Origin of the sequence: Paenibacillus sp. LPE1-1-1.1 (genome assembly GCF_040676435.1) — a bacterium.
Classification (GTDB): Bacteria; Bacillota; Bacilli; order Paenibacillales; family Paenibacillaceae; genus Pristimantibacillus.
The window spans coordinates 1,011,344-1,027,205 of the sequence record NZ_JBEGHY010000001.1 but is presented as its reverse complement, the minus strand read 5'-3'; the positions used below and the strand labels follow the sequence as shown (position 1 = coordinate 1,027,205).

11 protein-coding genes and 1 pseudogene are annotated in these 15,862 nt (G+C 50.2%); 8 read left to right on the top strand and 4 right to left on the bottom strand.

All coding sequences use genetic code 11. From position 1 onward, the window contains the following. Window positions 1-59: 59 nt before the first annotated feature. Window positions 60-269: a hypothetical protein gene (locus MRBLPE1_RS04695; protein WP_364142159.1), complete on the bottom strand. Its 210-nt coding sequence runs from the start codon at window positions 267-269 to the stop codon at window positions 60-62. Window positions 270-550: 281 nt separating this feature from the next. Between MRBLPE1_RS04695 and MRBLPE1_RS04690 the strand changes: the two genes are divergently transcribed. From MRBLPE1_RS04690 to MRBLPE1_RS04665, 6 genes are all read left to right on the top strand, one after another. Continuing rightward, window positions 551-3,436 (top strand): family 78 glycoside hydrolase catalytic domain, encoded by a 2,886-nt coding sequence (locus MRBLPE1_RS04690; protein ID WP_364142156.1) that lies wholly within the window; start codon window positions 551-553, stop codon window positions 3,434-3,436. 98 nt (window positions 3,437-3,534) lie between these two features. Then, entirely contained in the window at window positions 3,535-5,274 is a 1,740-nt protein-coding gene (locus MRBLPE1_RS04685; protein ID WP_364142154.1) for a sensor histidine kinase, read from the top strand. 11 nt (window positions 5,275-5,285) lie between these two features. Further along, window positions 5,286-6,893, top strand: a complete 1,608-nt coding sequence (locus MRBLPE1_RS04680) for a helix-turn-helix domain-containing protein (protein ID WP_364142151.1) — start codon at window positions 5,286-5,288, stop codon at window positions 6,891-6,893. Between the two features lie 161 nt (window positions 6,894-7,054). Beyond that, window positions 7,055-7,987 carry an ABC transporter permease gene (locus MRBLPE1_RS04675; protein ID WP_364142149.1) on the top strand — a complete coding sequence of 311 codons (933 nt, stop codon included), beginning with the start codon at window positions 7,055-7,057 and terminating at the stop codon, window positions 7,985-7,987. Window positions 7,988-8,008: 21 nt separating this feature from the next. After that, complete coding sequence (locus MRBLPE1_RS04670) at window positions 8,009-8,887, top strand: carbohydrate ABC transporter permease (RefSeq protein WP_364142146.1); 879 nt, start codon at window positions 8,009-8,011, stop codon at window positions 8,885-8,887. 85 nt (window positions 8,888-8,972) lie between these two features. Next, window positions 8,973-10,511 (top strand): ABC transporter substrate-binding protein, encoded by a 1,539-nt coding sequence (locus MRBLPE1_RS04665; protein WP_364142143.1) that lies wholly within the window; start codon window positions 8,973-8,975, stop codon window positions 10,509-10,511. Window positions 10,512-10,713: 202 nt separating this feature from the next. Here the strand turns inward: MRBLPE1_RS04665 and MRBLPE1_RS04660 are convergent, their stop codons facing one another. After that, window positions 10,714-11,580, bottom strand: a complete 867-nt coding sequence (locus tag MRBLPE1_RS04660; protein WP_364142140.1) for an alpha-L-arabinofuranosidase C-terminal domain-containing protein — start codon at window positions 11,578-11,580, stop codon at window positions 10,714-10,716. Between the two features lie 16 nt (window positions 11,581-11,596). On the opposite strand from MRBLPE1_RS04660, the pseudogene tnpC reads away from it, so the two are divergent. Together tnpC and MRBLPE1_RS04650 are read left to right on the top strand one after the other, a co-directional pair. Further along, window positions 11,597-12,530: pseudogene (gene tnpC, locus MRBLPE1_RS04655) on the top strand (IS66 family transposase); the annotation flags it as partial. A gap of 254 nt (window positions 12,531-12,784) precedes the next feature. Next, window positions 12,785-14,635 (top strand): glycoside hydrolase family 5 protein, encoded by a 1,851-nt coding sequence (locus MRBLPE1_RS04650; RefSeq protein WP_364142138.1) that lies wholly within the window; start codon window positions 12,785-12,787, stop codon window positions 14,633-14,635. A gap of 70 nt (window positions 14,636-14,705) precedes the next feature. Here the strand turns inward: MRBLPE1_RS04650 and MRBLPE1_RS04645 are convergent, their stop codons facing one another. Both MRBLPE1_RS04645 and MRBLPE1_RS04640 read right to left on the bottom strand, forming a co-directional pair. After that, entirely contained in the window at window positions 14,706-14,870 is a 165-nt protein-coding gene (locus tag MRBLPE1_RS04645) for a hypothetical protein (protein ID WP_364142136.1), read from the bottom strand. A gap of 467 nt (window positions 14,871-15,337) precedes the next feature. Further along, window positions 15,338-15,769: a hypothetical protein gene (locus MRBLPE1_RS04640; protein WP_364142133.1), complete on the bottom strand. Its 432-nt coding sequence runs from the start codon at window positions 15,767-15,769 to the stop codon at window positions 15,338-15,340. Window positions 15,770-15,862: the final 93 nt, after the last annotated feature.

Below are 15,862 nucleotides of genomic sequence, written 5' to 3'. Positions count from 1 at the left end.
AAAAAAAAAGACCGATATTTATATCGGCCTTGGTCATATAGAAACTATAGAAACTCTTTTTAGACGAAAAACGAATTTGCGCCTCTATGGATAATACTTCCGTCAGACATACGAACGGAATCATCGTTATATCCAACAATTGTTGCGGCTGGGCGAATCTGCATACCGTTTTGCATTGCTTTGATTATCGCTTTTTCAGCAATGGCTATTTCAAAATCTTTGTCCGTAATTAGTTTTTGGCCTTCTTGAAGTTTAATTTTTCCTTGCATGTAGACATGCCCTCCACGGTTCTGTTTTTTTTTGTTCTAAGGTCAAATGATACATTAATTACTTCATATAATGCAATGGAAGCGGAGGTAATTGGAAAAAGTTTTTCAGTTTAGGACTAGAAAAAATTGCAGCTATACGCTATTCAGCTTGGAAGTCGGCCATTTTGGTCGGAAAACCATAAACATAAGTCGTTATACCGAAAGCGGACGGAGGTTGGAATTCGGTAAAATAAAATCGGGATATTAGACTCATCACGGTAAATGAAAGGGAGAATGCTGATATGGCAGAACTGAAGGTAACTCATCTAACCGCGGAATACCGCCGTGAGCTGCTCGGGACGGATGTTACTCATCCGCGCATGAGCTGGCGTATTGAATCCGACCGTCAAGGGACAACGCAAAAAGCCTATCGAATCCAGACGGCCGGGGAGAACGGGAATTTCGATGAACCGCTGTGGGATTCTGGCCTATGCGAGTCGGACAAGAACGTTCTGGTTCCGTACGATGGCCCCTCGCTTTCATCGTGTACACGGTATCTGTACCGGGTGAAGGCATGGGACAATTTCGGGCGTGAGTCTGAATGGAGTGATCCGGCGTGGTGGGAAACGGCGTTCTGCGACTCGAAGGAATGGATGGCGCAGTGGATTACGCCTTCTTCCGAATCGATCGATCCGCAGGCAGAGCCGGCATTCTTGCTTCGTAAGCCGTTCTCGCTGAAGGGCGCGGAAATCGCTTCGGCGCGCATTTATGTAACCGCTGCCGGCGTGTACGAGCTTTACCTCAACGGGGAAAAGGTCGGAGACGACGAGCTTGCGCCTGGATGGACAAGCTATCGCTCCCGCCAAGCTTATCAGACTTACGATGTGTCGGCGCAGCTTCAGAAGGGCGGCAACGCGATCGGAATCATGGTAGCCAACGGCTGGTACAAAGGGCGGCTGGGCTGGGAGAACAAGGCCAATCATTACGGTGATCGCCGTGCTGTTCTTGTGCAGCTGCATGTTAGATACAACGACGGAACCGAAGAGGTAATGGGATCCGATCCAACTTGGAAAGCCTCGACGGGAGCGATACGGTTCTCCGAGATTTATGATGGAGAAACGTACGACGCCCGCATGGAGCAAAATGGATGGAGCGAGCCGGGATTCGACGATTTGTCTTGGGGCGCTGCCGAACGGCTGGAGCTGCCGCTCACGCATTTGGTCGCGCAAGAGAATGTTTCGACACGCGTGACGCAAACGCTGAAGCCGCTGGCTGTAATCGTTACGCCGTCCGGCGATACCCTGCTGGATATGGGCCAGAACATGGTGGGACGAATCCGCTTTAACGTCTCGGCGCCGGAGGGTACGGTAATTAAGCTGACCCATGCCGAAGTTTTGGACAAAGAAGGCAACTTCTACATGGGCAACATTCGCACCGCCAAACAGTTGGTCACTTTCATCGCCAAAGGCGAAGGAACCGAAACCTATGCGCCGCATTTTACATTCCAAGGATTCCGATATGTCAAGGTGGAAGGCTACCCGGATCAAGAGAAGGGATTGCCGCCCGAAGCATTTACCGGCGAAGTGATTCATTCCGATATGGATCAGACGGGAGCGTTCGAATGCTCGGATGAAATGGTGAATCAACTGCAGCGGAACATCGTGTGGGGCCAGCGGGGCAACTTCCTCGACGTTCCTACGGACTGCCCGCAGCGCGACGAACGCCTTGGCTGGACAGGCGACGCGCAGGTATTCGCCGGTACGGCTTTGTTCAATTACAACGGCGGTCCGTTCTTCACCAAATGGCTGCGTGATCTGAAGGCAGACCAACTGGCCGACGGCCAGGTTCCATTCGTCGTGCCAAACATTATTCAAGGGTATTCGTCAGCTGCTTGGGGCGACGCCGCGACAGTTATTCCATGGGCGATGTATACGAGCCTGGCTGACAAACAAATTCTCACCGAGCAATACGACAGTATGAAGGGTTGGGTGGATTACATCCGGTCCCAGGGCGACACCGAGCATATCTGGAACACCGGCTTCCATTTCGGAGATTGGTTGGCCTTGGACGCCAAGGAAGGAAGCTATATGGGCGCCACTCCGAGCCACATGGTAACGGCGGCATATTTCGCGCTTTCCACGCGAATTATACGGGATGCCGCCAAAGTGCTTGGCTTCGAGGAGGACGCCGCTTATTACGGGGCGCTGGCCGAGCGGATCGCTGCGGCGTACCGCGATGAATTCATCACGCCGAACGGGAGGGTCGCCGCTCGAACGCAAACCGCCCATGTGCTGGCTCTTGTCTTCGATCTTGCTGAGTCGAAGGACCGCGCAAGAATCGCGCGCGACCTGAACGAAATGATCGTGGAAAACAACTATCACCTGACTACCGGTTTCGTTGGTACGCCTTATCTTTGCTTCGCGCTCTCGGATAACGGATACCATGAAACGGCGGTGAAGCTTCTTCTACAGAAAACGTATCCTTCCTGGCTCTATTCCGTTTCCAAGGGAGCGACCACGATTTGGGAGCACTGGGATGGGATAAAGCCGGACGGCTCGTTCTGGAGCGATGACATGAATTCCTTCAACCACTACGCCTATGGGGCGGTGGGCGAATGGATGTACCGCAAAATTGCCGGTCTTTCGCCGGATGCGGAACAGCCGGGCTACAAAAAAGTCCGGATCGAGCCCGACTTCACAGGCGGAAGGCTGAGCCATGCCCGGGCGTCGTACGAATCGATGTACGGGACAGTGGAAGCCGGATGGACGTTTCATGACAGGCAAATCCGGGTCGAGGCCGTCGTTCCAGCCAACGCAGCCGCATCGATCCTGCTGCGCGGAGCTCATGCGGACGAGATAAAAGGCAGCATAAAGGACGAAGGAATCTTGTCCATCACACAAGAAGCAGAAGGAGTCCGGGTAGAAACCGGGTCGGGCCGTTACGTGTTCACATACGCTAGGACGGATTCTACTTACCGGATTTACACGCCTGACATGCGGCTAAGCGAAGTCGTTCAATGGGAAACGGCCAAACAAATCCTGGACCGCCATGCGCCGGGTTTTTCCGGTAATTTGAATCATTTTGCCAACCTGCCTCTAGCAGCGGCAGCCAATAGCCCCATGGGTACTGCCATTTCTAAAGAGCAATATGATGCCATCAGCCGGGAGCTCTCCCAAATCCGTGAGTAAAGGCGGAGACGTCTCCCATCCTTTGGCGTGTATCGCAAATGAAATAGAAAAGATATAATACAAAGAAAGTCAACCATAATAAAGGAGGAACGGCGGCATTGCGCAGAATCAAACCGGTAATCAACTCACTCCGCTTCAAATTTTTTGCCGCCGTTCTCGTTATTTTCATCCCTCTGGTTACCGTTCTTATCGTCAATAATTACTATTCCGTCGACGTAGTCCGAAACCAGGTGGCGCAATCTAACAAAAATATGTTGAGTCTGTATAAGGACCAGATCGACCGCAATCTCGAAGAAGTGGACAAATACCTGGCTAATACGTTGGAGAGCGATTTGAACGTGCTTGATCTCGAATTTCCCAAAGAGATGGACGAGGATCGCTATAACATCGCAAAAATTACCCTATTTAATATGATTCGCGAGGATCTCGGCTACTATCCGATTCTGGATTCATTTTTCGTCTATTCCGAGATCAACCGCGACCTGATCGTGATTCAAAACTCGTTAGATACTTTTGAAGCACGCGAGTCGGCGCGGAACGAAATGCTGGAAATGATTAAACTTAACGCCAATTCAATCGATTACGCACGCTGGCATCTTTGGGAAGGCAAGAACGAATATTATTTGTTCCATCTATTGAAGTCCGGCAATGTGTATATGGGGGCTTGGATGAGCAGCGATAAATTGATGGTGCCGCTCAATCTGATTGATCTGGGCAAATCCGGCGTTGCGCTTATTACGACGGACAACGACGAGCCTATCAGTCATAAGAACCTGATTCAGGACAAGGAAATCAACTTGGAATTCCCGGAAGAATCCTACACCATCACAGGGAAAGGCAAGGATCAGTATCTCGTGATGGGCGAGCCTTCCACGCAGGGCAAATTCAATTTAGTAGTTGCAGTGCCCGACAGCACGATCCTTCAGAAGCTTCCTTATCTGCAGCGGATCTCATCTTTCATCTCGCTGGCAGCCGTCCTATTTCTGTTTCTCTTCATCTTTATGATGAGAAGAGTATTCCTGAATCCGGTCAAGCGGATAGTCATTGCTATGCGGAAGCTTCGGGACGGCAACTGGGATTCCAGGATGGAGCAGGTGCCGACCTCAACGGAGTTCGAAATTGTAAACGAAACGTTCAACCGCATGATCACCGAGATTCACGATCTTAAAATTAACGTGTATGAGGAAAAATTAAACCATCAACGAGCGGAGCTGCGTCATCTGCAGCTTCAGATTAATCCTCACTTTTTTTTGAATTCTCTCAATATCATTTATAATCTGGCGACGGTAAGGGATTTTGCCCTGATCCAGGAAATGACCAAATGTCTGGTGTCCTACTTCCGGTTCATGTTCCGAAGCAATTCCTATTTTGTGGCCCTTAGGGACGAGCTTGCCCACACGGAAAACTATCTGAGGATCCAGCAGCTTCGATTTCCGGATATCTTCCAATACCATGTCGAGATGCCCGATCATCTGCTCGATACGGAGGTTCCGCCTTTGATCGTTCAGACCATGGTGGAGAACACGATCAAGTACGCGGTCAACATGGAGGAGCTGATCCTGATATCGGTTGAAGTCTGCATAGAAGAGACCGGAAGAGATTCGCGCCTTGTTATTCATATTAAGGACACGGGACCCGGGTTTCCGAAGGAAGTGCTTCAGCGGCTTGCGTACGAAGGGGAACCAGTTAACGAGACCGGGGAACAGATCGGGATTTGGAACGCTAGGCGCAGGCTTCGCTTGCTGTATGAAGACCAGGCGGATATTGATTTCTATAACGAGAACGAATCGGGAGCCGTTGTGCGGATTTCCATTCCCATAAAGACAAAAGATCCTTGAGGTGATGATTCATGTATCATGCGTTGCTTGTTGACGATGAAGTCCACGCGGTGAGAGGACTGCAGGCGGGCGTTCAATGGGAACGCCTGAATGTAGGGTCTGTGTATACGGCGCATAGTTTGAAGCAGGCACAAGAAGTTTTCCGTTCCCAGTCCGTGCATTTAATGGTTTGTGATATCGAAATGCCGCAAGGGTCGGGATTGGAATTGGCCGCTTGGGTCAAGGAGCATTATCCCGATACCGAGACCATTTTCCTGACTTGCCATTCGGATTTTCAATTCGCCAAACAAGCCATTCAACTCGACAGCTTCGATTACTTGCTGAAGCCCGTTGATTATTCGGAGCTTGAATCGGTGATTTGCAAGGCGTTCGACAAGATGGCCAAAGCAAGGGAGCTGCGTTCCTTCGAGGAAACCCATCATCATTACAGGCAGCTTTGGGAATCGCATCAGCCGGTCGTGGCAGAGCTTTTCTGGCAGGACCTGATTCATCGGAAAATCCCTTCAAATCCGGAAGCGCTCTGCGGGCACTTGCGGAAAGCGGGGCTTACGTATTCCGAAAACACCCGTTTTCTGACCGTCTACACCCGCGTCCAGCGCTGGCACAAAGAGCTGTCGGAACGGGATCAGCGTATCATGGAATATGCCCTTCGCAACGTGCTGCAGGAAGCCATGGAAACAACGTCCGGCACGGCGGTCATTCCGGCAGCTAACGGTTCTTTTCTGACCGTGATTCCTTTGGAATTGCCAGTGAACGAGGCGGAAACACGCGAGAATTGCGATGCGTTCATCCGCAATTGCAATCAGTATTTGTTTTGCGATATCAGCTGTTACGTAGGCGATCGTGTGCCGCTTTACGAATTGGCCGGCATGCTGCGCTCCCTTCAACAGCTCGACGAGAATAATGTGACCCAGATCAACCGGACGTTCATCCTTAGCGAGTCCAAGAAAAATGGGTCAAGGCTGGATCCGGCTCCTCTCGCCGGATGGGCGGAATGGATGAAGCAGGGCGCCCGAGATAAGCTGTCGGAACAGGTATCGAAGTATTTGGAGTCATGGAAAGCTTTCGACGGCTCTGTCGATGCGCAAGCCCTGCATGCCTTCTACCAGGACTTCCTCCAGATGATATTTTTCGTCCTTCAGTCCAAAGGTCTGCAGGCTAATCAGGTATTCGCGCAAAATCTGCTGACGGACAAGCCGGAATCCGTGCTTCGCTCGCTGGCATCCCTGCAGGAGTGGGTAAGGTATGTCATCGAAGTCGCGATGAACCACATACACGCCATAGAAGAAAACTTATCCGTCGTGGACAAGGCTAAACGTTTTATTGCGGACCAGATCGGACAGCAGGACTTATCTCGGGAAGACATCGCTAGACATGTTTATCTCAATCCAGACTACTTGTCGCGAATCTTCAAGAAAGAGACGGGAATGTCGCTTTCGGACTTCCTTCAGCAAAGCAGGATCGATTACGCGAAGGAGCTGCTCGCCAATACCGGCCAATCGGTCAGCGACATAGCGGTCACTTCCGGCTACTCGAATTTGTCCTATTTCTCGACGATCTTCAAGAAAGCAACAGGAGTGAACCCGGTGGACTATCGCAAGCGGACGCAGCAAAATTAGGCTTTGAGCCGATTCCGTACCAGCGGAATCGGCTTTTATCTTTTATAGACCCGGAGATGGTCGGAATTTTGAAAGTGGGAAGTCGTTTTTTTGGTAAGCGGCACGATGTCCTGTCCCTTAGAATGAGAATATAACAACAGCAAGAAAGAAGGGGACAGCAGATGGTACAAACAGGATGGACTCCGTTTTTCAAGAAGCTCAAGCGTTACCGGGCATTGTTTCTGATGATGATTCCAGGGATCGCTTACCTCATTATCAACAATTACCTGCCAATGTTCGGAGTCGTCATCGCCTTTAAGGACATCAACTATGCCAAGGGCATACTCGGCAGCGATTGGGTGGGGTTCAAAAACTTCGAGTATCTGTTCAAGACGGCGGATGCTTTCATCATCACCCGCAACACCATTCTTTATAACGTATCATTCATTATTCTTAATACGGTAATGGCCATCGCGGTTGCGATTCTGCTCAATGAAGTAAGAAGCAAGCTCTCGGCCCGATTCTATCAAAGCGTCATTCTTCTTCCGTTTCTGATTTCTATGGTTATCGTAGGTTATCTAGTACTCTCGATGCTAAGCGCCGAGAGCGGTTACCTGAACCTGAATCTGCTTCCGATGTTCGGAATCGAGCCGATATCCTGGTACTTTGAACCGAAATACTGGCCTTACATCCTAACCATCGTTCAAATCTGGAAGTCTACCGGATACCTGTGCGTCATCTTCCTGGCAGCGATCATCGGCATCGACCACGAGTATTACGAAGCAGCGACGATCGACGGCGCGACGAAATGGCAGCAGATCCGCACCATTACGGTACCGCTCATAGCGCCTACCATTACGATCATGACGCTGCTGGCGATTGGACGCATTTTCTACTCAGATTTCGGCTTGTTCTACCAAGTGCCGCTCAACTCCGGTCCGCTGCAGCCGGTTACGGACGTTATCGACACTTACGTTTACCGCGGCCTCATGACGCTCGGCGATATCGGAATGTCATCCGCAGCCGGTCTGTACCAATCCTTGGTCGGATTTATCCTGGTCCTGCTGTCCAACTACATCGTCAGCCGACGCAACAAAGAAAACGCCTTGTTCTAAGCGGAAAGAGGGAAAATGACTATGAAAACCAACGATATGAACCAGACCGTCGTCCATGCGATATTCATCATTCTTGTAGTGCTGTGCCTGTTTCCATTCGTACTGCTCATCATGTCCTCGTTCACGGAGGAAAGCGCGATCGTCAGTAACGGATATTCGTTCTGGCCGAGCGAGTTCAGCCTGGATGCTTATTCGTACCTCTGGGTACAGAAGGCGGCAATGTTCAACTCTTACGGGATCACCATCCTGATCACGATCATCGGCACTTTCGTCGGCCTGCTGATCAGCGCCCTGCTTGCGTATCCGTTATCCCGGCGGGACTTGCCGATGCGCAGCATCCTAAGCTTTCTGGTGTTCTTCACGCTCCTGTTCAACGGAGGCCTGGTGCCGACGTACCTGATTTATACCGAAGTTTTCCACATGAAGAATACGCTGATGGCCCTGGTTATTCCCGGTCTGCTCACCAACGGTTTCTTCATCCTGCTGATTCGGACTTTTTTCGCCAATTCGATTCCGGTCCAGATTATCGAGTCGGCTTATATCGACGGAGCTACGGAGTTCAAGATTTTCTACCGGATGGTGCTACCGCTGTCGCTTCCGATTCTAGCGACGATCGGCCTCATGCTGACGATCAACTACTGGAACGACTGGTTTAACGGACTCATCTATATCACGGAGCCGAAACTGTTCAGTATCCAGAACCTGCTCAACCGGATGCTGGTTAACATCCAGTTCCTCCAGCAGAATAATCTGGGCGGACAACAGATGGCGGCCAACCCGCCGATGAACTCCGTGCGGATGGCAATGGCCGTTATAGGAATCCTGCCGCTGATCCTAATTTATCCGTTCTTCCAGAAATATTTCGTCAAAGGCCTCACCATCGGGGCGGTCAAGGGTTAATGCCAGGATAAGCCAGTTCCGGGCCTTTGCGCCCGGTTGGTATAGATTGCAGCTGCAGTGCCAACATAATCTAGGGGGAAAATACATGCCAAGAAAGTCAAAAGCCGTAACACTTCTGCTCTCCGTTCTGCTAATCCTGTCATTGCTCGTTTCCGCTTGCTCAGGATCGAACAATTCGGGCAATAATGCCGGTTCTTCCGATCCGGCTGGCAATGACGGCGCAGCAGCCACTTCCTCATCTAACGAGAAAGAACTGGAGTTGACGATAGCGTTCATCGGACTCGGGAATATGAATGAAGTCGCTCTCGTTGAGGAACAAATCAGCAAAATTACTAAAGAAAAGATTAACGCAACGGTCAAATTGATGCCGATCGACATTGGCGCGTGGGTACAGCAAGTCAACCTGCTGCTTGCAGGCAATGAGCCTTTGGATCTCCTTGTTACTTCTTCTTTCTTCAACTTCAGCTCGCAGGTAGCCAAAGGACAGCTGCTTCCGATCGACGAGCTTGTGGAGAAACACGCTCCGACCATTAAAGATACGATGGAATTGGCTATTTTCAACGCGACGAAAGTCGGCGGCAAGAGCTATGGTGTGCCGAGCGTGCGTGATACGGCGGCCGACCACGGTTTCGTGGCTAGAAAAGACCTGATGGACAAGTATGGCCTGACGTTCGATAATGTAAAAACGTATGCGGATCTTGATCCGATCTTCCAGAAGATCAAAGAGAACGAGCCGGGGATGTATCCGCTGGTTCAGCGTTCCCAAACATCGGGGATTGCGGCTGAAATCGTACGCGGTTACATCGATACGCTTGGCGATACGCCAGGTATCCTAATCGTCGAGAATCAGGATCTGAAAGTCGTGAACCTCTACGAACAGCAAATGTATAAGGACGCGCTGCAGCTTGCACGCAAGTGGTACCAGGCTGGATACACCATGCCGGATGCCGCAACGACGCAGGAAGGCAATAATAGTCTGTTGAAAGCGGGCAAAGGCTTCAGCTACCTGTCCAACATGAAACCGGGCTTCGAGGCCCAAGAGAAAACGGTAAACGGATATGAAATGGTGGCTGCCCGGTTCGTGCCCCCGATTTCCACTTCCGACTCCGGTACGGGATTCATGATGTCGATCCCAAAAAATACACAGGATCCGGATCGCGCAGCACAGCTGTTGAACCTGCTCTATACCGACAAGGACATCGCTAATCTGATCGCCAACGGCGTCGAAGGCAAGCATTACGTAGATGCAGGCAACGGACAGATCAAAGCGCCGGAAGGCGGAAGCAACTACGTCTTCAACCAATGGCAAGTCGGCAACAACGCGCTGGCCAAAGTATGGGAAGGCACGGCGCCCGACATTTGGGAGCAGACGAAGGAGTTTAACAATTCGTCGACCTTCTCCAAAGCGCTCGGCTTCTCGTTCGATTCTTCTCCTGTGAAGACCGAGATCGCTGCGGTAGCCAACGTAAACAACCAATACAAGGCTGGTCTGGAGTCGGGCACGCTCGATCCTGCCAAGCTGGATGAATTCATCAGCAAGCTGAAATCTGCCGGCCTTGACAAGATCATTGCCGAGAAGCAGAAACAGCTCGATCAGTGGGCGGTAGAAAACAACGTGCAATAACCGGATATAAGGATTAGCAAGTAAAGGCTCTTTTCGTCGAAACCCTGTTTCGGGGAAGGGAGCCTTTTATAACGGGGATAAGAGATATTTTTTGAACGGCTAAGCGTTAACACCCCGCGATCCTCTGATCGCGGGGTGTTTTTTTGTGCCCCCCAAAAGCAATAACGAACGCAAGGCCTTCGTCACCTTTTGGGGACATTGCTTATATTTTGATGCGGAGGATCGCGGCGGCGTACGGCGGCAGCGGATAAACGCCGTCATCGCAGCTGAAATCCGAGTCCTTGGGCGACACCGATTCAGGCCGGTCGATCGTATTCGCGTCCTTTGGATCCCCGGAGGTCAGTACCGTTTGTATGCCTTGCACCGGAACATTTCCCGTGCCGTGAATATGGATTTCCGTCTCCAATAGATAAGGAGAAGGATTGACCAGCTTGATAATCAGTTCGCCTGCTGTACGGTCCAAAGTCGAAACGGATGTCAGATACGGAATCGGCGCCGACTGGTACTCGTGGATGAGCTCGCCATTTAGGAAACACTTTACCGTGTCGTCGACGATAGTCGCCTGCATGTGCTGCCAATCCGCTTCCTGGACGGCGATCTTTCGGTTGGGCGCCAATTTGACGAGGGACCAGCCGACGATGCGTACCAGACGGCTTTCTCCATCCGGATCCAATTCCCATAGGAGATAATTCTGCTTGTCCCATGGCAGATGCCTGTCCAACAGGCGAAGCCGGATCCCTTCCGAACCTAGTATCGCTTTGATAGAAACGTCATACTGGCTCCAAGAAGGATCGCCGATCAACAACGTGCCATGGAACTCCCTGCACTGCGGCTGACTGTCGGATAAGCGCTTCAAGCACAGCAGGGTTTCCCTGCCGTTGCTTAAGACGAGATCCTGAATCCGGCCAAGCGCCTTCTCCTCGACGCCGAGGCCTCCGTAAAGGTCGGCCGGACGGCTTTCTGTTGCGACATAGCTATCAACCACGTACTCTCCGCGATGCTCGCCGAACATCTTCTGAATGTGAAAGGAAGGCGTGCCGTACACTTTCGTTCCGTCAAAATAGATCAAGCTGGGATCCCATACGTTATCTCGTCAGACGATGGCCAATTGGATGATCTATGGTGCACAGAAATGGCTCATGCCATTGGTCTCCGTGATGAAAGCATATCTGCTAAGGCAGGATGTGCTTCATGCAGATGAGACGACGCTGCAGGTGCTGCGTGAGCCTGGGAAGTCTGCTCAATCGTCCTCGTAATGTGGCTGTATCGCACCGGACGCGGTGTAGCGCCGGCGGTCATCTACGATTACCAGAAGACACGTGGCGGCGAGCATCCACAAATCTTCTTATCCGGGTTCAAAGGTTACCTGCATGTCGATGGTTATGCGGGCTATCATAAGGTTGCTGGTGTGACTCTTGTGGGGTGCTGGGCACATGCGCGGCGTAAATACGATGAAGCGTTGAAAGCAGCCCCGCCAGCGACGAGAGGTAACAAGGATTCGGTAGCTAGTCAAGGACTGGCTTACTGCAATGCTCTCTTCGCCATTGAGCGCGAGCTGAAGGATGCTTCGCCAGAAGAACGATATGCCGAGCGAAAGAAGCGAAGCCTTCCGATCCTGGAGGCTTATTCGGTATGGCTCAAGCAACAGCGCTCTCAAACACTGCCGAAGAGTCTGGTTGGAAAAGCGATTGCTTACAGCCTGAATCAGTGGGAGAAATTGACTGCCTTCCTGAGGGATGGTCGGCTCGAGATCGATAATAATCGCAGTGAGCGCTCGATCAAGCCATTCGTAATCGGGAGAAAGAACTGGTTATTTGCGAATACGCCTCGCAGCGCGAAGGCAAGTGCGGCGATCTACAGCGTCATCGAGACGGCGAAGGAAAACGTCTTCCATTTCAATATTTAAAGTACCTGTTCGAGCAGCTTACGCAGCTTCCGGATTCACAAAATCCAGAGGCGCTCGAGCCTTATTTGCCATGGTCATCTATGCTTCCGATTACTTGTCGCGTTATGGGATAGGTATCACAAAAAATATATGTCGAGCGAGTTCGATGCGCATCCGAATGGTAAAGCGGGATCTGCTATTGCCTCGGCTTTCTTGGCATGGTATTGAATGGGAGTTGCTTAAAAATACGCCGTTTTTTCATGTCTTTATCGTGCTATTCTATGGCTAGAATATGAAGGGTTGTTAATAATCAAACGATGACTTACAATCAATCAGAAAACAGAAATGTATACGCTTTCAAATAAAAATTAATAAAGGAGACTAGTTGATGAAAACAAGTAAAAAGTCGCGTGGATTCACCAAATCAATCATTTCCTTATGTAAGTCAGCTTCACTTCTGCTGATGGCCGCCACGTTGACAGTAAGCATGGGCTCTTCGTTGACGGCGATCCCCGATAAGGCATTCGCAGCGGATTCGACCGGAAGCGAAGCAACGGCCGAAATGCGAGAGATCACAACAATGGAGCTTGTCAAAGAAATGGGAATCGGCATTAATTTGGGCAACACGCTTGAAGCCACAGGCAGCTGGATTAATGGCACCAGTGTTACAAATTATGAAACTGCCTGGGGCAGTCCCGTTATTACGGAGGAAATGATTAAAGGTTATGCAAACGAAGGTTTTGGCGTCCTTCGAATTCCCGTAGCGTGGTCAAATATGATGGGCGAGGATTACACAATCAATCCTAGTTATCTGGCCCGGGCAAAAGAAGTTGTGGATTGGGCACTGGATAGCGGTATGTATGTTATTCTGAATATTCATTGGGACGGCGGCTGGTTTGAGAAATTTCCGTCAGAAAAAGAAGAATCTATGTACAAATATACACGCATATGGACACAACTGACAGAAGCTTTTAAAAACTATGACGATCATCTGATGTTCGAGTCTTTCAATGAGGAAGGTGTATGGCCTGATTTATGGAATTTTTACGGCAGCGATGACGGAAAAGAAGAAGCTTATGCGCTGCTGAATGAGATCAACCAGAGATTTGTAGATATTGTACGCGGTTCCGGGGGCAACAATAAACAACGCCACCTGTTGGTAGGCGGTTATGTAACGGATATCGAGAAGACCGTTGATGAACTTTATAAGCTGCCAAACGATCCCCAAAATCGCTGTGCAGTATCGGTCCATTATTACACTCCTGTAACATTCGCCCTCCTGGAAGAGGATGCGAGTTGGGGAACAGCGCGTACGGAGTGGGGAACGGATGAAGACTTCGCCGAGCTAAACAGGCTCATGGATATGGTTAAAACACGTTTCATCGACAAAGGTATCCCCGTTATCATGGGGGAGTTTGGTGTAGCTACAAAAAATAAGACGCAAGAAATGATACGGCTCTATCTTACGTCGGTGACCAGTGCCGCATATTCCCGAGGAATTACCCCGGTTTTATGGGATGTTACAAATCTACATTACAACCGAGATATATCTGAAATGAATGATAAGGTGCTGCTTGAGCAGCTTATGGCTGTCAAGGCGAATTCGGCTCCAACCGCCTCGATCACCTCGTATCAGGATGGGCAGGCAATCAATCTGAATAGTCCGCAGATTGACTGGACGTTCCTTGACGCCGACGATGCGGATGTTCAAGCGGCCTATCAGGTTCAAGCTTCCAGCAACGGTTGGGAGTCGGTTGATGTGGACAGCGGCGAACTGGCGGGCGCATCCGGTTCATACACCTTGAATGGATTGGCGGACGGAGATTGGTCGATCAGGGTTCGTGCGAAGGATAATCGGGGCGCCTGGTCGGAGTGGGCGTACAGAAGCTTGAGAATTAATACGGTTGCCCCAACCCTGAATGTCGTACTGGATAAGGAAACATTGTGGCCGGCCAACAACAAGCTGGTTAAAGTAACGGCAACTGTTGAAACGGATGTTGAGCTGTCTCAGGTGGAATTGCTGTCCATTACGCCGAGCATAGCCGTTGGCAGCTATGAATCCATGGTACAAGAAGCCGATTTCGGCACATTCGATACGGAATTCAAGCTGTTGGCCAAAAAAGCAAAAGGTAAAGAGCCTCTAGTTTATACAATAACTTATAAAGCGATAGATCAAGCAGGGAATGTTACGGAAGCAGATGTCACCGTTACGGTTCCCCATGATCAGTCAGGAAAATAAATAAGCATCTTCAGGAACTGGATACCTCCGACCGGAATGGTTCGGAGGTATTTCAGGTAAAATGTCTATATTATGTGTAGTCCAGCATGGAAAAGACAACAGATTCTTGTGTCCAAAAGTGATACTCGCCAATGGTGTTCTTCTGCTGGATCGTGGCCATATCTCGTACGGCTTGTTCATCCATCAACTGCCGATAGATGTCGCAATACTCAGCTGCCTGCCTAGTCCGAATCATAAGAAGAGCAACCATGTAACGGTAAGAGAGAAATTGAAATATCTGCTATGGAGTTTGCCGAATCAACAGGATTACTCGAAGCCTGATCCGGAAACCAAGGAATGCATGAAGTATATTCCTGCAGGCGGGAATTTTACAGACATTCCGTCCGAATTCCGACCGAGATCCGTTCATGATCAAATGGACTCACCAAGGACTGCTTTAATTTGGAGCAAGGGAATGAAGGGATTTTACCTTATTGGTGACCACAACAATTATGCTTTTATCAACGAGCTTGATCACTTTTTAACAAAGAGTATCACGCCAAGGATGAGGGAACTCGGCATGGACTATTTCGAAGTTTCAGGCCATCACGATAAGTGGAACTTGGAATCGTTATTTGCCTCAAGGACACTTCAGCAATGGGATCAACTCGTTTTTGGGTTATCAGGTTTCGAAGCAGAGTCTCTGGGATCAACTAGTGATAATCAAATTAGGATGCTTAATTTACGGTCACGGTTGTACGTCTCCCCGGACCGAACGGGAATACCCCAACTGCCGTGCGGAACGGACGCCGCCTCAACCCGCAAGGAAATCGGATTCGTTTCGTTCAGCGGAAGCACGTCGTCGAGTTTGATTTCAGCTTCGCATCCTTCTGGGATCTGCGTATACCAGCCGGGAATGGGATCGGTATGTTCAAAAGGCGAGACCCATCCGGTCGGAGAATGAAGCTTGCAATTTTCGACATGGCATCTATCCGGAACCAACGTATCTTCGAAAGACCGGTTACGGATCAGCTCCGCGTAGATCCCTCCGTCTCCGGCATGGCTAATTTCTTCGAAAAATAGCCCGTACAGGGTTGGGCTTACCGGAAAACGGATTTTATCCGCATGAATAGTTACATTTACTGATTTGCGCATGTGCAGGCACTCCTTTTCGGATATCTAAAACTGCTACCATTATAGAACAGGTACATTCTTCAAAGCTTTCAATATGACGACATTGCGTTTGTG